Origin of the sequence: Pseudofrancisella aestuarii (assembly GCF_003574475.2) — a bacterium.
Classification (GTDB): domain Bacteria; phylum Pseudomonadota; class Gammaproteobacteria; order Francisellales; family Francisellaceae; genus Francisella; species Francisella aestuarii.
Map to the genome: position 1 here is coordinate 626,215 of NZ_QLIS02000001.1, position 20,598 is coordinate 646,812.

Genomic DNA, 20,598 nt, shown 5'->3' on the forward strand with positions numbered 1-20,598 from the left:
GATAACAATGTCATTAAAAGAAAAAGTTGCTTTAGTAACAGGTGCTAGCAGAGGAATCGGTTTCGAAGTAGCAAAAACACTAGCTGAAAAAGGCGCTCTAGTAATAGGTACAGCCACATCTGAATCCTCTGCAAAAAAATTTGAACAAGCTCTTGCAGAAAAAGGTTTTAAAGCTAAAGGCATGGTTTTAAATATTTCAGATCTAGAAAGTATTAAAGTTTTTTTTGCACAACTAAAAGAAGAAAACATCTCTCCTGAAATATTAGTCAACAATGCTGGTATCACTCGTGATAACTTAATGATGAGAATGTCTGATGATGAATGGAATGCGGTAATAACAACAAATTTAAACTCTATCTTCCATATGTCAAAAGAATGTATTAGAGGAATGATGAAGAAAAGATGGGGAAGAATCATCTCTATTGGTTCCGTTGTTGCATCAGCTGGTAACCCTGGACAGACTAATTATTGTGCAGCTAAAGCAGGAGTTATAGGTTTTTCTAAATCTTTAGCTTATGAAGCTGCTCCAAGAAACATTACTGTTAATGTTGTGGCACCAGGATTTATTGCTACTGATATGACGGATAAATTAACTGATGAGCAAAAAGCGTTTATCTTAGAAAAAATCCCTTCTAAGGCTATGGGTAAACCAGAAGATATCGCTACCACAGTTGCTTTTTTAGCTTCTGAACAAGCTAGATATATAACAGGTCAAACCATCCATGTAAATGGTGGAATGTATATGGCTTAATATTTTTTCAAAATTATTGAAAATGTGTTAAAAAAGTAATATTATTACAAAGATTATTTGGTGTTTTAGTTAAATAAAAAGAAGGAAAATAAAATGAGCACAAATGAAGTATACGCTAAAGTTAATTCAATTATAGTTGAACAGTTAGGTGTTAAAGAAGAAGATCTTAGACCAGAAGCTTCTTTCATCGATGACTTAGGTGCTGACTCTTTAGATACAGTTGAATTAGTAATGGCTCTAGAAGAAGAGTTCGATACTGAGATCCCTGATGAAGATGCAGAAAAAATCAGAACAGTTAAAGACGTTTACGACTATATCGATTCAAAAGTAAACTAGTCTATTAAAAAATTCGACTATAAGTGCAGAAAATTTATTTTCTGCTTTTTTTCAATTATTAATTAGTTGGTTTGTTTTATGAAATCTAATCGTAGAGTTGTTGTTACTGGTCTTGGAATGGTAACTCCTTTAGGGAATGACGTTCCTACCACTTGGGCAAATATTCTTGCTGGTAAAAGTGGTGTTGAGACTATCACGGGATTTGATACTCCAGCCCCTGATATTAGTGAATTTAAAGTTAGATTTGCAGCTAGAATCAAAAATTTTGATGTTGATACTTTAGTTGGTAAAAAAGATGCAAAACGTGTGGATCCTTTTTGTTACTATGGTATAGCTGCTGCTAATGAAGCTCTTAAAGACGCAGGGATAGATAAAGTTTCAGAAGAAGAAGCTTTTAGATTTGGTGTTGCTGTTAGTTCAGGGATTGGAGGAATAGAAACTCTAGAAGCTACTAAAGCTACTATAGATGCTAAAGGTCCTTCAAAAATATCACCTTTCTGTATTCCATCATCAATCATCAACATACTTTCTGGTGTGATTTCTATAAATCATAACCTAAGAGGTCCTAATGTACCTATAGTAACTGCTTGTACGACTGGTACTCATAACATAGGAATGGCAGCTAGATTAATTGCTTATGGTGATGCTGATGCTATGCTTGCTGGTGGTTCAGAAAAAGCTAGTAATGCTATAGGCATTGGTGGTTTTGCTGCTGCAAGAGCTCTTTCAACAAGAAATGATGATCCTCAAGGCGCTTCTCGCCCATGGGACAGAGACAGAGATGGTTTTGTTTTAGGTGATGGTGCTGGTGTTGTTGTTCTTGAAGAATATGAAAGAGCAAAAGCACGTGGCGCTAAAATTTACGCTGAAGTGGTAGGTTTTGGTATGTCTGCTGATGGTTATCATATGACTATGCCTTATGCTCCAGGTCAAGAAAGATGCATTGAAAATGCTCTTGCTGATGCAGGCTTAAAGGATTCTCCTGATGCTATTGACTATGTTAATGCTCATGGAACATCAACTCCTCTTGGAGATGTACAAGAGAGCCAAGTTGTCGAAAAAACTCTAGGTAAATATAGAAAAGGTCTTGTAATGAGTTCAACTAAATCAATGACTGGGCATTTATTAGGTGCTGCTGGTGCAATTGAATCTATATTTAGTGTATTAGCTATTAGAGATCAAATAGCTCCACCAACTATTAACCTAGAAAATCTAGATGATGGCTGTAATTTAGACTATGCTGCTAATGCTGCTAAAAAAATGAAGATCGATTATGTTCTTAATAATTCATTTGGGTTCGGTGGAACTAATGGATCTGTAATATTTAAAAAAATCTAATCTAACTTTCTTTTTCACAAATATTTAATCTTTTAAACTTTTAATTTGTTAATAATTAAAATTGTTTTTAATTATCCATTATGTCACTATATGTTTTACAATATAGTTTTATATACTATAACTAAAGTTTTTAAACATAATAATTATTTGATCTAAGAGGCTATATATGACGCTAAACTGTGTATGGAAAAATGGAAAAATAATAAATCCAGATGATGCTAAAATTGGTATAACAACTCACTCTCTACATTATGGCTCAGGAGTATTTGAAGGTATAAGAGCATATAACACAAGTTCCGGTACTGCTATATTAATGCTTGAGGCTCATATGAAAAGATTTTTATATTCTATGAATGCTATAGGAATGAAATCAAAATTCACTTTAGAAGAGCTCTGCCAAGCTGTGAAAGATATCGTAAAAGCTAGTGGCTTAGATTCTTGTTACATAAGACCTTTTGCATATTTCGCAGAGGGTGGAGTAAGTGTATTACCAAGTGATGACCATCCAGTTGATATTGTAATATATTGTTTACCTATGGGAAGATATCTAGCTGCTGAATTTATAGATATAAAAGTAAGTAAATATATAAGAATACATCCTCAATCAACAGTGGCTGACGCTAAGATAAGTGGTCATTATGTTAATAGCATACTTGCTTCTCGCGAATGTGTTGGAACGCATTATCATGAATCTCTTTTACTAGACTATAATGGCAATGTGGCTGAAGGTGCTGCAATGAATATTTTCATAATAAAAAATGGGGAAATTATTACTACTCCTTTAGGCACTATCCTCGATGGAATAACACGAAAGCTAATTATTATGTTAGCAAAAGATTGTGGGTATAACGTAAGAGAAGAATATTTTAAAGTTGAAGATATTATTGATGCTGATGAAGCTTTTTTCTGTGGAACTGCAGCTGAAATAACTCCTGTAAGAAGTATTGACGATCATAAGCTTAAAAATCATCAAAGCATAGGACCTATAACTAAAAGTTTAAAAGATAAATTTGAAGAAATTAAGCAAGGAAAAGCTTATAAAAACACCCTTACATATATAAATTAAGGAGGATAGATATGGAAAATAACAAAGTTCAAAAAAGAATATATATTTTTGATACGACTCTCCGTGATGGTCAACAGTCACCTGGTGCAGGTATGACCTTTGAAGATAATATTGCTTATGCAGATCTTGCAGACAAACTTAATATTGATGTTCTTGAAGCAGGTTTCCCATCGGCTAGTAATACGGATTTTGAAATAGTTAATACAATTTCAAAAAGAATGACAGAAAGAAAGTCTAACATGACTATTGCTGGTCTTTGCCAACTTAGACAAAATCAGATTGAAATCACAATGGATGCTTTACGCCCTTCTTTATCATTAGGAAAAGCTAGAGTACATACTTATCTTCCCGTAGATCCTAATCTAGCTCAAGCAAGTTTAGGTAGCAAAAATGACCAAGAGCAAAACATAAAGAATGTGTATGAATTTATAAAAATAGCAACTGATCAAGGATTTGAAGTTGAATTTAGTGCTGAAGGTTATTCTAGACTAGGAGATACTTTTGATTATGTGACAGATATTATTAGAGCAGCTGTATCTGGTGGCGCTACTATTATAAACTGCCCAGACACTATTGGTGGCGCTTGTGAGCGTGAAGGAGATAGTTATTTCGTAAAAAACATGATTAAACATGCTGAGATAATTAAAAAAGAATTTCCAAATAAAAATATTATTTGGTCAGCTCATTGCCATAATGACTTTGGATTAGCTCTAGAAAACTCTATGAATGCTGTTTTTGATGGTCCAGCAACTCAGGTTGAAGGTTGTATCAATGGTGTAGGAGAAAGAGCTGGAAATGCTGCTCTTGAACAATGTGTAATGTTTTTAAAATCTTTTGGTAATCAAAAAGATGTACATTACTATACAGATGTTAATATTGCAGAGCTAAAAAACATTTCAAACTTTATTGGAAGTAAAATGCTTCCTAGACAGCCTCACTCACCTATTACTGGTCTTAACTCTGCTAGACATACATCTGGTGGTCATACAAATGCTATCTTAAATAATCCTTTAGCTTACCAACCTTTTGATCCATATGCTGTCGGAAGCGAAATATCATTTGTATTTGGTCCTCTTTCTGGAGGTAATCATGCCAAGAAAATTATCGAAGAAAATGGTTATATTTGTGAAGATAAAGAAAAAGCACGCATTGCTCAAAGAATTAAAGATATATATCATGATCGTCGTAAAGGTGTTACTGATGAAGAGTTGTTAGAAGCTTATAAGCAAATACGCTCACCTATAAATCTTACAAGTATTGACTATGGTAAAGCATCTGGTGAAAGCTATGTTGTTTTAGATGGTAATTTCTTTGGCAAGCAAACGGTTACAATAACAGACAAGAGCGAGAACTCAGCTTTATCAACTTTATTAAATGGAATAAAAGAATATATCCCTAGCATAAAAATAGAAGATTATTATTCAAGATCTCTTAAAGATGCCGGAATAAATTCAAAATCTGAAACTACTATAGTAGTTGGTTGCGATGATAGTAGTGACACTTTTAGAGGTGTAGCTGTAGATAAAGATATTGAACTATCTGCCTTAAAAGCATTAATCAGAGCTACTAATGAAATGTTCTTAGAAACTAATTATAGAATTTAGAGGTATAAATGAGTAAAAATATTATAGATAAAATATGGGACGCTCACATTGTAAAACACACTCCTAATTTCCCTGATGTTTTATATATAGATAGAATGCTAATGCATGAAGTAACATCTGCTCAGGCTTTTGATAAGCTAAGAGAATTAAACCTCGCTGTAAACAATAAAAAATCTATTTTAGCGACTGTAGATCATAGCATATCAACATCCCCTATTAATCGCTATGACATGAAAGATAAAGTTGCTCAAGCTCAAGTTGAAACTTTGCGCAGAAACGTAAAGGAGTATGATATAGATTTCTATGATTTCGATAGCCAACATCAAGGAATAGTACATGTTGTTGGTCCAGAGCTAGGCTTCACACTTCCTGGAACAACTTTAGTATGTGGCGACTCTCATACATCTACTCACGGAGCTTTTGGCGCGTTAGCATTTGGTGTTGGAACCTCTGAAGTTGGTCATGTCTTAGCAACAAACTGTATTCTTCAATATAGACCAAAAACAATGAAAGTAGAATTTGTTGGTACTCCTAGCAAATATGCTACAGCTAAAGATATCGTAATGAGACTGATAGCTGATATTGGTATTGGCGGAGCTGGTGGCCATGTAATTGAGTATACTGGTGAGTCTATTATTAATATGTCTATAGAAGAAAGAATGACTCTTTGTAATATGTCTATAGAGTGTGGTGCAAGAGCTGGCTTAGTATCTCCTGATGAAAAAACTTTTACATATTTAAAAGGTAGACAATATGCTCCTCAAGGTGCTGATTTTGATAAAGCGGTAGAAAATTGGAAGTCTATAGTTTCTGACAAAAATGCTCACTATGATAAAGTTATAACTGTAAATGTTGAAAATTTACAACCTATGGTTACTTGGGGAATTAACCCTCAACATGCTATATCTATTACAGATAAAGTACCCAGCCTAAAAGATATTCCGGCACATCAACAAAAGTTAGCTCAACAAGCATATGAATATACAAGTTTTGCTGAAAATGAAAATATTATGGGCAAAGAAATTCAATGGGCATTTGTAGGAAGTTGTACTAATGGACGCATCGAAGATATGAGAGCTGCAGCTGAAGTTCTAAAAGGAAAGAAAGTTGCTAAGAATGTAACTATGTATATAGTTCCTGGTTCTGAACAAGTTAGAAGTATTGCAATATCTGAAGGTTTAGACAAAATATTTACTGATGCTGGAGCACAGTTTAGAATGCCTGGTTGTTCTATGTGCTTAGCTATGAATGACGATAAAGTCCCTGCAGGAGAAAGATGTATTAGTACATCAAACCGCAACTTTATTGGTAGACAAGGTAAAGGCAGTATAACTCATCTTGCTTCACCGCAAACTGTAGCAGCTAGTGCAATTATGGGTAAAATTTGTAGTGTTGAACAATTAAGCAAGGAGGCAAAATAAATGCAAGCTTTTAAAAAGTTAACAAGTAATGCTTTACCTCTTTGGCTAAGTGATATTGATACAGATATGATAATACCTGCGGAGTTTCTTACTCAAACATCTAAAGATGGATATGGAGAAAGTTTATTCTGTAGACTAAAAGAAAAAGATAAAGACTTTGTATTTAATAAACCTAAATATAGAAATGCAGAAATTTTGATAGCTGGAAATAACTTTGGCTGTGGTTCATCTAGAGAACATGCTGTTTGGGCTCTTACACAAGCTGGAATAAAAGCTATAATAGCTCCTTCATTTTCAGATATCTTCTTTAATAACTCTGCAAAAAATGGATTACTACTAATAAGTCTTGATGAAAGTATAGTCAAAAAGCTTTGTGATAAAGCTGAAGATGCTAGTTTTCAACTAACAATAGACTTAGAAAAACAAACCATTTCTACTTCTAAAGAAGAGTATTCTTTTGAATATGACCCTTTTAGAAAAGAATGTCTTTTAAAAGGTCTTGATGATATGACTTATTTATTATCATTAAAAAATGAAATTCATCAATTTGAACAAAATAGAGCCTAACCACTATGAATAAAAATATTGCTGTATTAGCTGGCGATGGAATTGGTCCAGAAGTTATGGAATGTGCAATAGAAGTTCTTGATGCTATAGCACAAAAATATAATCACACATTTAACTACACATATGCTTTAGTCGGTGGTGCTGCTTATGATAAACACAAAGATCACTGCCCTGCTGAAACTATAGAAATATGTAAGAATTCTGATGCTATTTTATTTGGTTCTGTGGGAGGTCCTGTAGAAGCTCAAAATAAAGAAAAATGGCAAGGGTGTGAAGCAAAAAGTATTTTAGCTCTTAGAAAGACTTTTAATTTTAATGTTAATATCCGCCCTGCTAAAGTTTTTGAATCATTAAAAGATAGTTGCCCATTAAAAGATGAGCGAATCAAAAATGGTGCTGATATCGAAATATTTAGAGAGTTATCTCGAGATATATATTTTGGTGAGCATAAAAGATTTATAGATAGTAATGGAGTCAGACAAGCTACAGACTTAGCTGAATATGATGAAGAAACTATCCACAATATAGCTGTCAAAGCCTTTAAAAGAGCTCAAGAACGCTCAAAAGTACTTACATCTGTAGATAAGGCTAATGTCCTTGATACATCAAGATTATGGCGCGATGTAGTAAATGAGGTTGCGAAAGATTTCACTGATGTAAAAGTTAATCATATGTATGTTGATAACTGTGCTATGCAATTAGTATTAAATCCAGGACAATTTGATGTTTTGGTTACAGGTAATATATTTGGAGATATATTATCAGATCTAGCATCTGTTCTACCAGGTTCTATTGGATTAGTTCCATCTATTAGTCTAAATGCTGATGGATTTGGTTTATATGAGCCTTCTGGTGGATCTGCTTATGATATTAAAGGGTTAGGAAAAGCTAACCCTATTGCTCAAATATTATCAGCCGCATTAATGCTAGCTTACTCTTTTGATTTAGTTGAAGAATCTCAAACTATTGAAAAAGCTGTAGAAAAAACTTTAGAACAAGGCTATAGAACTGCTGATATATATAGTAAAGATATGAAACTAACAACTACTAAAGAATTTACATCTAAAATAATTAGTTTTATTTAATTCTCTATTTATTCCAATATTATTTTGCAAAAGGATAATCTATATAGCCATTTGCTCCACCATGATAATATAATTCAGGGTTTGGTGGATTTAACTCAATATCTTCCTTATATCTTCTAACTAAATCAGGATTAGCTATAAATCTTTGACCCCATGCAGCTGCATCAGCCTTACCGTCTAATATCATCTGCTCAGCAGTTTCTTTATCTAGTTGCTGATTAATTATATAGTTCCCTTTAAATGCTGACTTAAGCTTTCCTGCCAAATCATCATCCCCAAGACTCGCTCTTGCAAAAACAAAAGCTAATTTACGTTTACTTAATTCTGATAATAAATATGAAAAAGTTTTAACTGGATCGGAATCTGACATATCATGCGAGTCACATCTAGGTGCTATATGCATACCCACATAATTATGCCCCCAAACATCTACTACAGCATCAGTAACTTCTAACATAAGTCTTGCTCTATTTTCTAATGAGCCACCATATTTATCATTACGCTTATTTGTGCCATCTTGTAAAAACTGATCTAACAAATAACCATTTGCCCCATGAATCTCTACTCCATCAAATCCTGCTTTTTTAGCATTTATGGCAGCTTGTTTATATTCTAAAATAATATTCTCCACTTCCTCTAAACTAAGCTCTCTAGGAGTAACAAACTCTTTCTTTGGTCTTAACAAGCTGACATGCCCTGCTGGCTTTACTGCGCTAGCTGACACTGGTATTTTTCCATCTAAATATATAGGGTCTGAAATGCGGCCAACATGCCAAAGCTGTAACAAAATAACTCCTCCTTCTTTATGGACCGCATCAACTACTTTTTTCCAGCCTTGTATTTGTGCTTCTATCCAGATACCGGGTGTATTTGGATAACCCACACCCATTGGTGATATTGAAGTAGCTTCAGTAAGTATCATCCCAGCAGTAGCCCTTTGAGAATAGTACGTAACCATATCATCAGTTGGAACTCTATTCTGATCAGCACGACATCTTGTCAATGGTGCCATTATTATTCTATTTTTTAACTCTAATGATCCTAGTTTAATTGGATTAAATAATATAGACATTACAGATATATCCTTAATTGAATTAATAAAGACATTAAACAATTTACCTTTATCTTTAGCAACATTTTTCATACGCTTAAATCATTAAATATAAGCATTTCAATTTATTACCAATTAGAGTTCTAGTAGAATTTTAAACTAAAAATATTTTGATAAACAAAATCACTGAAAGGAGAAAGTAAAATGAAGATTCATATTGTAGAACTAAAATATATTAAAAGTGAAGATGAAATAACAAGAGTTAGACCAGCTCATAGAGAATTTTTAGATATTGGTTATAAAAATAAACTTTTCTTAGCTTCTGGTCCAAAAGAAGATAAAACTGGTGGTATTATTTTAGCTGTAGGTGACATAAATGAAGTAAAAGAGCTTCTTAAAAATGATCCTTTTCACAAAGAAGAAGTTGCAGAATATTCATTTAAGTCTTTTGATGCTGTTAAATCAGCAAGTGAGATTGCTAGCTTACTATAAAAAGCTAACTAGCCTTATTAATAGATGAATCTAAATAACGACGTATTTCTGTAATTTCATTATTTTTATCAACAAAAACTAAATGAGGATTATGTGATAATTCTTCAGAAGTCTCATACTCTGCATAAGATGCTATTATCACCACATCATCTGCAGCAACATGTCTAGCTGCTGCTCCATTTAAGCAAATTTCTCCTGAATCTCCTAAAATAACATATGTTGCAAAACGGCTCCCGTTATTACAATTATAAATTTCTACCTTTTCAAAAGGTATAAGGTTTGCTGCCTCACATAACTTTCTATCTATACTAATTGAACCATAATAGTTTAAATTGGCCTCTGTAACTGTAGCCATATGTATTTTTGATTTAAGTAATGTTCTTTTCATAATTAAGCCTCAACCTCCTCTAGTGAAAAATTATCAATAAGCCTAACTTCTTCAATAAATGCTGCTGCAAAGCGCCTTTCAAAATGTTCCTCTAAATAATCGACTTTAATATAATTTTGCTCTAATTGTTTTTCAATCTGTTTAAGCGGTTTATTTAGTTTTATTAATTCCGCAAAGATTTTAGCTTTTTCTCTACCTTTTTTAGACAAGCGTAAATTACGGGAACTAAATGCCAAACCATCTGATTCACGTATAATTGGACAACCTATAATTTCTGTTGGCACAAAAAATGCTTTAGCCATCTCTTTAATCAAATATAGTTGCTGAAAATCTTTTTCTCCAAAATAAGCTTTATCTGCTTGTGTCAGTTGCAAAAGTTTCATAACAATCGTTAAGACTCCATCAAAATGTCCAGGACGGGACTTACCACAAAGGATTTTGCTTAATGATTTCTCACTAAGTTGATAATTATAGTTATCTGGATAAATATCTTCTTTAAGTGGTGCTAATAGAAAATCAACCTCAGCATTTTCTAATAAATTGATATCCTCTTCCCATGTTTTAGGATAATTTATAAAATCACTTTGGTTATTAAATTGTGTAGGATTTAGAAATATAGTGACTATAGTTATATCATTTTCTTTCTTACTTTTTTCAACTAGGCTTAAGTGTCCCTTATGTAATGTCCCCATTGTCATTACCACACCTATAGATTTATCTTTAGGTAAAGATTTACGTAGTTTTATCCATTGACTAATATCTGTAACTATTTTCATATCTTTATCCTCTCTAAGCTATTTGTATATCATAACTTTCACTTTGAGCAGGATATGATATGTTATTTACTTCATCATGATATTTATCAAATGCAGTTTTTATATCTGTAAACCCACTAAAAAAATGACGAACAAATTTAGGTTTAAGATTTAATGTCATCCCTAGCATATCTTGTAATACTAAAACTTGTCCATCAACATCTTTTCCAGCGCCAATGCCAATAACTGGAATATCTAGTAATTCAGTAATTTCTTTAGCTAAAACACTTGGAACACACTCTAAAACCACAGCAAAACAGCCTAACCTTTGTAATAACAAAGCTTGTTGTTTTATTAATTCTGCTGAATCTATAGTTTTACCTTGTACTTTATAACCTAAGCTATTTACTGACTGTGGTGTAAGACCCAAATGTCCCATAACAGGGATTCCTGAATTTACTATGTGTTCTATAACATCAGCATGCCCTTCTACACCTTCTATTTTTATAGAATTTGCTCCCGCTTTTATTAGTTTTTCAGCACACTCAACAGCATACTTGATCCCCTTCCTATTAGATAAAAAAGGCATATCTCCAACAATAAATTTATTTGGAGCACCTGAGTGCACTGCCTTAGTCATAGACTCCATCATCTCTATGGTTGCATGAGTAGTATCTGGGTATCCAAATATAGTCATAACTCCACTATCGCCAACTAGTAAAATATCAATTTCACTCTCATTAGCTATGCATGCAAAAGAATAATCATAGCAAGTTAGCATTGATATTTTTTTCTTATTTCTTTTATAGTTTAGTAATTGTGAAGGTAGTAGCTTATTTTTAACTTTTGTCATTTCTTTCTCCTCTATTCTCATTTGAAATAACTTTATAAGTTTCCACAAAACTCTGATAAATTTCTTTAAAAGGATCTTTATCTAAAGCTTTAAGGTTCTTTGATATTGTTTCTTCATCATTTCTGACTAAAGGACCTGTTAAAGCTTTTTCTGGATCTTTCATAATATTTATCATTGTTTGCTTTATAAAAGGTTCTAAAGCCTTATCAGAGGCTAAAAACCTACTTTTCATCTCATAAAAAAACTTTTGCCATAATATCGTTGTGAAATTATTCGCTAAAACACATAAGGAATGATAATAAGCTTTATCTTTCTCATCTATAGATATATATTGATTAGGTAACTCAGGAAAAAGCTCTTTAAATGATGGTGCTTTTTTATCTTGAACAAACAGAATACTTTTATAGTCATCTACAGAATAAACTTCATTATTAAAAGTCATTAATGGATGAAATCCAAAAGCTAACTTTGAAATTAATGCTCCTGAAAAATGAATACATACTTTCTTCTGTAATTGTGGATTTTCTATTAAAAACAAATCTATTGTCTTATCAGGAATAGCTAACAAAACAATTTCTACATTTTCAAAAACAACCTTGAGATCTCGAGTACTTTTATAATCCCAAACTACAAAATCTAAATTAAGAGATGAAAAATATTTAACTAAATGTTTACCCAATCTACCCTGTCCCACAATACCATAGATAGGCTTAAGTGGGTTAGCAAATAGCAAAGACATAATAAAACAAAGTTTAAATATTAGACTTAACCGTTCATCGTAACACTACTAGGTTTAATAGCAAGAAAAGAAATAGCATCTTTATAAATAATTATTTATAAAAACTATACATCATTTCTCTTTTTTCACCTCAAAACCATCTAAAAACGAAGCATCTGCTTTCTGAAAAAATAATTCTTTAGATTACAAACATCATCAAATACCTTTGACTTTGGAACTCCTTTATCCCAAATAATTTCGGCAAATTCCATATTTTTAAGCTTCTTTAGTAATTATTATTTTATTAAAATCATATAAAGTATATTTTAAAGATTCCTGCTAAAATTAGTATAATTTATGCAAAACTAGAATTTTTTCTAAGCTTTTACAGGACTAAATAGATGAATACTGAAATGTCATTAAAAAATAAAGTAATACTTACTTTAACTTGTTATCTTTGCTATTTCTACACAGCTAATGTGATCTTAGTTACAGGCGCAGTAATGAAACCTTTATCAGAATATTTTGATAATAGTAATATTGGCTTTGCTTTCACTTTTATTAATGTTGCTATGTGGTTTGCAATATTTATAATTGGTTTTTTAATGATACGATTCTCTATTAAACTACTTTTAATAATAGCTGTTATTATTGGAGTTTTATCTTCATTAATAACATACATATCACCATCTATGTTTACCTTAAAAATATTACTAACTTGTGTAGGGCTTACAGGCGGTTTGTTCATGGCTATTGCAAGCTACATGATTGTTCATATATATAATGATCATAAAGTTAGAGCAATGAATGTAATCTTCACCGATTTCTTTTTTAGTTTTGGTGGTGCAATAATTCCAATATTTGCAGCTTATCTTATCACCCAAAATTATGAATGGTACACTATATATGCTATTTTACAAATCACAGCTATTGCTATTTTAGTATTAGTTATATTCTCAGATTTCACAATACTCAATCGACACAGTTGTGAATCTAAGAAACAAGCAAGTCTAAATTTTTCATCATGGAATTTCAGCTTATACTGCATCGCTTTTGCAGCATTTTTATTTTTACTAGCTCAATTAACTATGACTAGTTATGCTCAAACTTATTTCCAAGATATTTTAGGCTGGGGAACTATAGATGCAAATAAACCTCTATCATACTTTTGGACAGCACAATGTATAGGACTATTCCTTAGCCCACTAATTACTAGAAAAATTCCTTTAAAATTCATCCTTCCTTCATTTATGGTAGTTTCAACAATATGTTTATGTTGCATAATCTATATACCTAATATAGATATAGTCCTAAAAGCTGCCATAATTTTTGGTTTATTTAATTGTTATATATATGCTGGATTATTAGCTTATGGAACTTTCCAAATGGAAAACTCACCTCCAACTTTAATTACAACAATATTATTATTTGGAACAACTGGTACTGCATTATCAACAACAACCGGCGCTTTTATTAATAAATATTTTGGTCTAGTAACTGTAATGCACTCTGTGATATTTTTCTATTTAATATCTTTTATATTAATAGTGTTAGCTGTTATATACTCAAAAGAAAGTAAAACTGAAAATTTACTAGGTCATTAATAATTTTTATTTTCTCTAAAATTATCAATTTTCTTAATAAATCATATAAATTCTTTTTAATATGAAGTTTAATATTTATAGGTTATATTTACACAAAATCTAATTCTAATTAAAAATAATATGAAAAAATATATAAATCAAAGCATGATATTCGGTGTATTGTTAGTAGCTATCCTTGCTGGAGTAGCTTACTACATTGCAAAAATCCCTGCCATTAAAGATCTAGGGATAAGTCCATTAATTATTGGAATACTATTAGGTATGGCTCTTACACATACTCCTGCTAGCAAAATAATCCATCATTGGAAAGCAGGAGTTGTATTTAGTGCTAAGAAAATATTAAGGTTCGCCATCATATTTTATGGATTCAATTTAACCTTCCAGTTGATTGCTTCTGTTGGTCTTGCTGGTCTTTCTGTTTCTATAATTATGCTGGTATCTACACTTATATTTGGAATACTACTTGGTACAAAAGTATTTGGCTTAGATAGAGACAGTGCAATTTTAGTTTCATCTGGAAGTGCTGTATGTGGTGCTGCTGCTGTTTTAGCAACGGAAGGCACATTAAAGTCGGAACCTTACAAGGCTGCTATGGCTGTTGGGACAGTTGTGCTTTTTGGGACTATCGCAATGTTTATGTACCCTATCCTAATGAAAGCTGGTTTACTTGGGGCTATAACTGAGCAACAATATGGTATATTTGCTGGAGGCTCTATTCATGAAGTTGCTCAAGTGGTTGCCGCTGGCAATGCTATTAGTAGTCATGCTGAAGAAGTTGCGGTAACTGTTAAGATGATTAGAGTAATGATGTTAGCTCCTATGCTTATAGTTATAGGAATATGGTTAACAAGAGTTGCTATTAAAAATAATCAAGCATCTCAAGATGTTTCTTCCCCATCTTTAATGAGTGTAATCCCATGGTTTGCTATCGGTTTTATACTAGTTGCTGGTTTTAACTCTTTAAATTTATTACCACAAACAACTGTTCACTCTATAGTTCAAGTTGACCAATTTTTATTAGCTATGGCAATGACTGCTCTAGGCTTAGAAACTCATATTTCAAAATTCATACAAGCTGGTATAAAGCCTTTATTATTGGCATTAATTCTATTTATCTGGCTAATATTAGGTGGACTAGGAATAACATACTTAATTACCTCAATAATGTAAGCTTTTACTTATAAAATCTAAGATATTTTCTAATAAATAATGTATTATTATTAACCAATATAAGACTTATTTATTTAAACTATGAAACCAATAGTTAATATTGTAACTACCGCTGCTAGAAAAGCAGGAAAAATCATAGTTCAAGCTCAAGCTAATATAGGCTCTGTCAAAGTCTCTCGTAAAGAAGATAATACTTTAGTCTCAAATATTGATGTTGCTGTTGAGCAACTCATTATAGATAGTATTAAAAAAGCTGGATTTGATGATTTTTTTATAACTGAAGAAGCCGGTGAGTTTGGTAATAAAGATAGCAGATTCACATGGATAATTGACCCTATTGATGGTACGAATAACTTTGTACATGGACTACCTCAATGTTGTATATCTATAGCTCTAAAAAAAGATAATGAGATAATTCTTGGTGTAATATACAACCCTTTCCTAGACCTTATGTTTACCGCTTATAAAGGAATGGGCGCTCAGTTAAATGGCCAACGAATTAGAGTATCTGACAGACCTGATATGACAGGTGCCCTACTATCTGTATCATTAAAATACTCAAGAAAGACTTTTGATGATTCATACCTCATAGAACTAGTAAAATTACACAAAGTTATTTCAGGATATAGATATTCTGGAAGTATAGCTATGGATTTAGCGTATGTTGCAGCTGGTTACTTAGATGGACTATGGACAGCTACTAAAATTAAAATATGGGATATTGCAGCGGGATATATTATAGCAAAAGAAGCGGGAGCTATTGTTACCGATATTACTGGAAAAAGCGATATAGAAAATGCTGATTTCATAATTGCTGCTAATAAAAAAATTCAACCCAAAATTGCAAAAACATTAGCAAAGCATATTAAAAAATAATGAATACACGAGCAATCGCTTGTGAATATATATTAGATATTCTAGCGAAGAAAAATACCTTACTTACTTTAGATAAAAAACTAAAGAAATTAAATTTAAATGCTCAAGATAATTCTTTTATAAAAGCTCTATGTTATGACTTCTTTAGAAATTACTTTTCTTTAGAGAAAGTTGTTGATAAATATACATCTAAGAAAACTAAACCTATTATAAAAGTTTTAATAATGCTTGGGGTATTACAGCTTTTAGAAATGTCTCAACCTAACTATGCAACAATAAATGAAACAGTAAATGCCTGCAAAAAGCTTAAAATAACTTGGGCAACCAAATTAGTAAATGCTGTTTTAAGACAAGTTTTAAGAGATATTGAGGAAATAAAGAAAGCTTTTATAGATTATAAGAAATCTGATCTGCCTGAATGGCTTTGTAATAAAATAAAGCATCAATATCCAGATAATTATCAAGAAATACTTACTCAAAGCAATAAGAAAGCTCCTATGTTTATAAGGATTAATAACCAAAAAGATAAACAAGAAGTTATAAATTTCTTAAATCATGAAGGTATATCTTTTCAAAACACTTGTTTAGCTAATTGCATAAAACTTGAAACTCCTTTAAACATTGAAAATAATGATCTTTTTAATAAGGGCTACTTTACTATTCAAGATATGTCAGCCCAATACGCTGGACATATCATTAATCCTGAAAATGAAGAAAGAATACTTGATGCATGTGCAGCTCCAGGAGGAAAAGCAACTCATCTATTAGAAATAGATCCAAGTATCCATTTAACCGCTATAGATATTATTGATACTCGATTGCAGCTACTAAAAGATAATATTTCTCGAATATCTGATACAAAAATTGAAATAAAAAAACATGATTTAACTCAAAAATTAGTGGGAAGTTTTGATAAAATCATATTAGATGCTCCTTGTAGTGCTATAGGTGTAATAAGGCGTAACCCTGATATTAAAATTTCTAGATCTCTAGAAGATGTGAAAAACATTTTAGATATCCAAATTAAAATACTTCAAAACTTATGGAATAATTTAAATTCTAATGGATATTTACTTTATATAACTTGTTCAATTCTTGAAGAGGAAAATGAAAAGCAAATAGAAAAATTTTTACAGTTAACTCCAGATGCTCAAATAGAAAATATAAATACTTTATCTGAATATAAAAAGAAATTTGGTTACCAAATATTACCTTCAGAAAAACAAGGAGATGGATTTTATTATTGTTTAATCCATAGAGTCTAATTTATTCAAGATATCGTCTATTTTACCAGAAATTCTTAAATGACATATAGGGTATAGACGCCCAAATATATCTTTATCAGACTTTTCAACCACTTCAAATCCATAATTAGAATAAAATGATAAAGCATGCATATTTTGTTGATGTACATCTACACATACAGCACCATGATTTTTTAAAGCATGGATTAACATTTTTTTACCATGCCCATGCCCAAAAGTTGCAGGATCAACAAATAGAAATTCAATTTTATCTCCAATAATTCCTGAAAAACAAACGATTTCGTCTTTATTATCTCTTAATACATAATAAGCAATTTCTGGATTAGTGAAATATTTTTCTCTAATAATTTTTTTAAGGCTAGCTATCTCTTTCATAGTTAAAAAGTCGTATGTACTAGCAACAGAATCTTCCCATAAATCAGCCATACGATCGTAATCTTTTTGTGTAGCTTTTTTGATAACCATACTAGCCTCCTCTCATCAAATGTCTAGAAAATAGAATTTTATAATTTTATGTTGTTATTATACACTAAGGCTAATCTTTAACAAGAAAAACCCAAATGTTAAGCTATTCTAGCCTAGAAAAAACTTTTTTTTAAACTTTTTATCTAGCGATAAATTATTAGGATGAGAGCCTTCTTTGCCTTGGGGTACATCTAAACCATATTTAGAGTATAGATCTAACCAATATTTTGAAATTTCTTGTTGTCCTTCTTCTATGTAATTTAACTGATGCTTATCAAAAAATGATTTTCCGTAGTTCGCTCGCTTAAAAACTTCATGTATTAATTGTGAACAATAATATTTACCTTCAGCATCTGGTAGAAAAAGAGAGTTATACTCAGCACCAATGAATTTCTTAGCATTAATAATAACATTATCTAAAATCTCTGCTAACAATGATGTTCTTGCTATTAGATTTCTTTTATCATTATATTTACTTATATGAGTTAGTATAACTCCTCTTTCTGCAACAGCCTCTATTATCTGATTATCTCCTATATATAAACTACAATGATAATAACTATATCCACCATACCCCTTAGATAAGGAACTAATATTTTCCTCGGCAGGATCTATTGTAAAAATCACATCCCCTTTTCTAAGCATTACCTAATTCCATATGTAAAGTTGGAAAGGGATTATTTACAAATGAGCTATTTTTTACTTTAATGCTATATTTATAATTGAAGTATTTTTCTTGGTCTCTCTGTAACTTCACTTAAGTAGTTCCTCAAGTTTATCTTCGAGCACAATCTCAACACCAAAACTTTGTGCTTTTTCTAGCTTACTTCCCGCATTATCACCACAAATTAGCATATCTGTCTTTTTTGAAACACTACTAGTTACTTTTGCTCCCATTGATTTTAAGAGCTGTGTTAAGTTATCCCTATTATATTTTTCAAATGTGCCAGTTATCACTATAGTTTTATCTGTAAATACACTATTCTCAACCTGCTTAATAATCGCTTGCTCTTGTATTTGCACCCCAGCATTCAATAGGCTTTCAACTATATTTATATTTAAAGTATCTTGCCAAAAATTAACTATGTTATTAGTTATAATTTCACCAATATCATTTATTTGAATAAGATCATCATAACGTGCCTGCCTAAAAGCATCTAATATTCCAAAATGTTGCGCTAAAGATTCTGAAGAAACCTCTCCAACGTCTCTTATACCAAGTGAATAAATAAATTTTGCTAATGTTGGATTCTTACTTTTCTCGATGGAATCTAAAACATTTTGTGATGATTTAGAGCCCATTCTTTCTAAAGAGCAAAGTTGCTGATACGTTAACTTATAAATATCTGCTGGATACTTAATTAAATCAACCTCAACTAATTGTTCAATTATCTTAGCCCCAAGCTTATCAATATCCATAGATTTTCTAGAAACAAAGTGCTTAAGCCTTTCTGAAGTTTGAGCCTTACAATGCCAACCCCCTGTACATCTATATACTACTTGATCATTTACATTCTCAACAGCTGAGCCACAAACTGGACACTCTTTTACCATTTGAATAAGAGTGGCTTTAGGATTTCTATATTCAGGTAAATATCTAACAACTTCGGGGATAACATCTCCAGCTCTACGGACAATAACCCTATCTGTTACACGAATATCTTTTCGTCTAATCTCACTTATATTGTGTAATGTCGCGTTTGATACTATAACTCCACCTACAGCTACTGGCTTTAATCTAGCTACAGGAGTTATAGCTCCTGTTCTACCCACCTGAAACTCTATATTTAAAACCTCAGACTCAACCTCTTCTGCTGGAAATTTATAAGCCACTGCCCATTTAGGAGCTCTTGCTACATATCCAATAGCATCTTGTAATGAGATATCATTAACTTTAAAAACCAGACCATCAATATCATATGCTAAATCTGCTCTCTTATGACTCATCGCTTTATGATATTTTTCAATCTCAGAAAAATTCTTTGCTAAGAAAATATCTTCACTAATAGTGAACCCTATATCTTTAAGATAATTCATTAAGTGAAATTGAGTTTTTGGATGATTAAAATCATCAGTGAAATAACCTACTCCATAGCAATATAATTTTAGAGGCCTCTTAGCTACAACTTTTGAGTCAAGCATTCTAATACTACCTGCAGCAGCATTTCTCGGATTAGCAAAAGGTTTATGACCACTTTCAACAACTTGATTATTTAGTGCTAAAAAACTCTTTTTATCAAGAATAATTTCCCCTCTAACTTCTAACTCTTCTGGAGGATTTTCAAGATTTAAAACTAAAGGAATATTTCTAATAGTTTTGACATTCTCAGAAACGTTCTCCCCTTGAACACCATCGCCCCTAGTAACTGCATAATCAAACTGCCCATGCTTATAGAAAATACTAATAGCTAAGCCATCCATTTTTGGCTCACACTCAAATTCTATATTTTCATATTCAATCTTATTACAGAAGCTTTCTAACTCATCCAAACTAAAAACATTAGATAAAGAAAGCATTTTCTTTTTATGCTTTATAGTTTCAAAACCAGAAAGAATTTCTCCACCAACTCTATCTAATACAGAGTTTTTTGGTCTTAATTCAGGATTTTCATCTACCAAATCATTTAATAAAGCAAATAATCTATCATAGTCGCCATCGGAGATTTCAGGCTTATCTAAAGTATGATATAAATAGCTATGATGCATTAAGTAATCAGCAAGCTTAGTAATTTCTGCCTGTAGATTACTTTTATCCATTTTTGAATAATCTTTTTGTAAAAATTCTGAATTCAT

The 20,598-nt window shown here is 31.7% G+C and carries 21 protein-coding genes; 13 read left to right on the plus strand and 8 right to left on the minus strand.

What is annotated here, in order from left to right; translation table 11 throughout:
* Positions 1-7: 7 nt before the first annotated feature.
* From fabG to leuB, 8 genes are all read left to right on the plus strand, one after another.
* Positions 8-751, plus strand: a complete 744-nt coding sequence (fabG, locus tag DNK87_RS03160) for a 3-oxoacyl-ACP reductase FabG (RefSeq protein WP_119330240.1) — start codon at positions 8-10, stop codon at positions 749-751.
* Positions 752-844: 93 nt separating this feature from the next.
* Complete coding sequence (gene acpP / locus DNK87_RS03165; RefSeq protein ID WP_071663890.1) at positions 845-1,087, plus strand: acyl carrier protein; 243 nt, start codon at positions 845-847, stop codon at positions 1,085-1,087.
* A gap of 78 nt (positions 1,088-1,165) precedes the next feature.
* Positions 1,166-2,425 (plus strand): beta-ketoacyl-ACP synthase II, encoded by a 1,260-nt coding sequence (gene fabF, locus DNK87_RS03170; protein ID WP_119330239.1) that lies wholly within the window; start codon positions 1,166-1,168, stop codon positions 2,423-2,425.
* Positions 2,426-2,591: 166 nt separating this feature from the next.
* Positions 2,592-3,491, plus strand: coding sequence for a branched-chain amino acid transaminase (locus tag DNK87_RS03175; RefSeq protein ID WP_119330238.1), 900 nt, complete (start codon positions 2,592-2,594; stop codon positions 3,489-3,491).
* Positions 3,492-3,502: 11 nt separating this feature from the next.
* Positions 3,503-5,095: a LeuA family protein gene (locus DNK87_RS03180; RefSeq protein ID WP_119330237.1), complete on the plus strand. Its 1,593-nt coding sequence runs from the start codon at positions 3,503-3,505 to the stop codon at positions 5,093-5,095.
* A gap of 8 nt (positions 5,096-5,103) precedes the next feature.
* Entirely contained in the window at positions 5,104-6,516 is a 1,413-nt protein-coding gene (leuC, locus tag DNK87_RS03185; protein WP_119330236.1) for a 3-isopropylmalate dehydratase large subunit, read from the plus strand.
* Positions 6,517-7,083: a 3-isopropylmalate dehydratase small subunit gene (gene leuD / locus DNK87_RS03190; protein ID WP_119330235.1), complete on the plus strand. Its 567-nt coding sequence runs from the start codon at positions 6,517-6,519 to the stop codon at positions 7,081-7,083.
* 5 nt (positions 7,084-7,088) lie between these two features.
* Positions 7,089-8,168, plus strand: a complete 1,080-nt coding sequence (gene leuB, locus DNK87_RS03195) for a 3-isopropylmalate dehydrogenase (RefSeq protein WP_119330234.1) — start codon at positions 7,089-7,091, stop codon at positions 8,166-8,168.
* A 19-nt stretch (positions 8,169-8,187) separates the two neighbouring features.
* Here the strand turns inward: leuB and DNK87_RS03200 are convergent, their stop codons facing one another.
* Complete coding sequence (locus DNK87_RS03200; RefSeq protein WP_342212428.1) at positions 8,188-9,312, minus strand: alkene reductase; 1,125 nt, start codon at positions 9,310-9,312, stop codon at positions 8,188-8,190.
* Between the two features lie 111 nt (positions 9,313-9,423).
* On the opposite strand from DNK87_RS03200, the gene DNK87_RS03205 reads away from it, so the two are divergent.
* Positions 9,424-9,711: a YciI family protein gene (locus DNK87_RS03205; protein ID WP_119330233.1), complete on the plus strand. Its 288-nt coding sequence runs from the start codon at positions 9,424-9,426 to the stop codon at positions 9,709-9,711.
* A gap of 4 nt (positions 9,712-9,715) precedes the next feature.
* Here the strand turns inward: DNK87_RS03205 and panD are convergent, their stop codons facing one another.
* The 4 genes from panD to DNK87_RS03225 are packed head-to-tail and all read right to left on the minus strand — an operon-like array spanning position 9,716 to position 12,446.
* The gene (gene panD / locus DNK87_RS03210; RefSeq protein ID WP_071663882.1) at positions 9,716-10,099 is read right to left on the minus strand and encodes an aspartate 1-decarboxylase; all 384 of its coding nucleotides are present in this window, start codon (positions 10,097-10,099) and stop codon (positions 9,716-9,718) included.
* 2 nt (positions 10,100-10,101) lie between these two features.
* Positions 10,102-10,875: a pantoate--beta-alanine ligase gene (gene panC, locus DNK87_RS03215; protein ID WP_119330232.1), complete on the minus strand. Its 774-nt coding sequence runs from the start codon at positions 10,873-10,875 to the stop codon at positions 10,102-10,104.
* A gap of 13 nt (positions 10,876-10,888) precedes the next feature.
* Positions 10,889-11,707, minus strand: coding sequence for a 3-methyl-2-oxobutanoate hydroxymethyltransferase (gene panB, locus DNK87_RS03220; protein ID WP_119330231.1), 819 nt, complete (start codon positions 11,705-11,707; stop codon positions 10,889-10,891).
* The gene (locus DNK87_RS03225; protein WP_119330230.1) at positions 11,694-12,446 is read right to left on the minus strand and encodes a Rossmann-like and DUF2520 domain-containing protein; all 753 of its coding nucleotides are present in this window, start codon (positions 12,444-12,446) and stop codon (positions 11,694-11,696) included. The genes panB and DNK87_RS03225 overlap by 14 nt, the downstream gene beginning before the upstream one ends.
* A 380-nt stretch (positions 12,447-12,826) precedes the next feature.
* Here DNK87_RS03225 and tsgA point away from each other — a divergent pair, with 380 nt between their 5' ends.
* From tsgA to rsmB, 4 genes are all read left to right on the plus strand, one after another.
* Positions 12,827-14,029 carry an MFS transporter TsgA gene (gene tsgA / locus DNK87_RS03230; protein WP_211360939.1) on the plus strand — a complete coding sequence of 401 codons (1,203 nt, stop codon included), beginning with the start codon at positions 12,827-12,829 and terminating at the stop codon, positions 14,027-14,029.
* Positions 14,030-14,149: 120 nt separating this feature from the next.
* Complete coding sequence (locus tag DNK87_RS03235; RefSeq protein WP_119330229.1) at positions 14,150-15,199, plus strand: YeiH family protein; 1,050 nt, start codon at positions 14,150-14,152, stop codon at positions 15,197-15,199.
* An 81-nt stretch (positions 15,200-15,280) separates the two neighbouring features.
* Positions 15,281-16,075, plus strand: a complete 795-nt coding sequence (locus DNK87_RS03240) for an inositol monophosphatase family protein (RefSeq protein ID WP_119330228.1) — start codon at positions 15,281-15,283, stop codon at positions 16,073-16,075.
* Entirely contained in the window at positions 16,075-17,340 is a 1,266-nt protein-coding gene (gene rsmB, locus DNK87_RS03245) for a 16S rRNA (cytosine(967)-C(5))-methyltransferase RsmB (RefSeq protein WP_119330227.1), read from the plus strand. The genes DNK87_RS03240 and rsmB overlap by 1 nt, the downstream gene beginning before the upstream one ends.
* Here the strand turns inward: rsmB and DNK87_RS03250 are convergent.
* The 3 genes from DNK87_RS03250 to ligA all read right to left on the minus strand — a co-directional run bounded on the left by DNK87_RS03250 (position 17,323) and on the right by ligA (position 20,598).
* Positions 17,323-17,805, minus strand: coding sequence for a GNAT family N-acetyltransferase (locus DNK87_RS03250; protein ID WP_119330226.1), 483 nt, complete (start codon positions 17,803-17,805; stop codon positions 17,323-17,325). The two genes, rsmB and DNK87_RS03250, sit on opposite strands and share 18 nt — an antisense overlap.
* 108 nt (positions 17,806-17,913) lie before the next feature.
* Positions 17,914-18,450 carry a YiiX/YebB-like N1pC/P60 family cysteine hydrolase gene (locus DNK87_RS03255; RefSeq protein ID WP_119330225.1) on the minus strand — a complete coding sequence of 179 codons (537 nt, stop codon included), beginning with the start codon at positions 18,448-18,450 and terminating at the stop codon, positions 17,914-17,916.
* Positions 18,451-18,558: 108 nt separating this feature from the next.
* Entirely contained in the window at positions 18,559-20,598 is a 2,040-nt protein-coding gene (ligA, locus tag DNK87_RS03260) for an NAD-dependent DNA ligase LigA (RefSeq protein ID WP_119330224.1), read from the minus strand.

Excerpts from the sequence above, each read along its gene's own strand:
- ligA (WP_119330224.1), bottom strand. The coding sequence starts at position 20,598 with ATGAATTCAGAATTTTTACAAAAAGATTATTCAAAAATGGATAAAAGT.
- panC (WP_119330232.1), bottom strand. The coding sequence starts at position 10,875 with ATGAAAATAGTTACAGATATTAGTCAATGGATAAAACTACGTAAATCT.
- rsmB (WP_119330227.1), top strand. The coding sequence starts at position 16,075 with ATGAATACACGAGCAATCGCTTGTGAATATATATTAGATATTCTAGCG.
- leuC (WP_119330236.1), top strand. The coding sequence starts at position 5,104 with ATGAGTAAAAATATTATAGATAAAATATGGGACGCTCACATTGTAAAA.
- leuB (WP_119330234.1), top strand. The coding sequence starts at position 7,089 with ATGAATAAAAATATTGCTGTATTAGCTGGCGATGGAATTGGTCCAGAA.
- tsgA (WP_211360939.1), top strand. The coding sequence starts at position 12,827 with ATGAATACTGAAATGTCATTAAAAAATAAAGTAATACTTACTTTAACT.
- DNK87_RS03235 (WP_119330229.1), top strand. The coding sequence starts at position 14,150 with ATGAAAAAATATATAAATCAAAGCATGATATTCGGTGTATTGTTAGTA.
- DNK87_RS03240 (WP_119330228.1), top strand. The coding sequence starts at position 15,281 with ATGAAACCAATAGTTAATATTGTAACTACCGCTGCTAGAAAAGCAGGA.
- DNK87_RS03200 (WP_342212428.1), bottom strand. The coding sequence starts at position 9,312 with ATGAAAAATGTTGCTAAAGATAAAGGTAAATTGTTTAATGTCTTTATT.
- DNK87_RS03255 (WP_119330225.1), bottom strand. The coding sequence starts at position 18,450 with ATGCTTAGAAAAGGGGATGTGATTTTTACAATAGATCCTGCCGAGGAA.
- panB (WP_119330231.1), bottom strand. The coding sequence starts at position 11,707 with ATGACAAAAGTTAAAAATAAGCTACTACCTTCACAATTACTAAACTAT.
- DNK87_RS03250 (WP_119330226.1), bottom strand. The coding sequence starts at position 17,805 with ATGGTTATCAAAAAAGCTACACAAAAAGATTACGATCGTATGGCTGAT.
- fabF (WP_119330239.1), top strand. The coding sequence starts at position 1,166 with ATGAAATCTAATCGTAGAGTTGTTGTTACTGGTCTTGGAATGGTAACT.
- DNK87_RS03180 (WP_119330237.1), top strand. The coding sequence starts at position 3,503 with ATGGAAAATAACAAAGTTCAAAAAAGAATATATATTTTTGATACGACT.
- acpP (WP_071663890.1), top strand. The coding sequence starts at position 845 with ATGAGCACAAATGAAGTATACGCTAAAGTTAATTCAATTATAGTTGAA.
- leuD (WP_119330235.1), top strand. The coding sequence starts at position 6,517 with ATGCAAGCTTTTAAAAAGTTAACAAGTAATGCTTTACCTCTTTGGCTA.
- DNK87_RS03225 (WP_119330230.1), bottom strand. The coding sequence starts at position 12,446 with ATGTCTTTGCTATTTGCTAACCCACTTAAGCCTATCTATGGTATTGTG.
- fabG (WP_119330240.1), top strand. The coding sequence starts at position 8 with ATGTCATTAAAAGAAAAAGTTGCTTTAGTAACAGGTGCTAGCAGAGGA.
- DNK87_RS03205 (WP_119330233.1), top strand. The coding sequence starts at position 9,424 with ATGAAGATTCATATTGTAGAACTAAAATATATTAAAAGTGAAGATGAA.
- panD (WP_071663882.1), bottom strand. The coding sequence starts at position 10,099 with ATGAAAAGAACATTACTTAAATCAAAAATACATATGGCTACAGTTACA.
- DNK87_RS03175 (WP_119330238.1), top strand. The coding sequence starts at position 2,592 with ATGACGCTAAACTGTGTATGGAAAAATGGAAAAATAATAAATCCAGAT.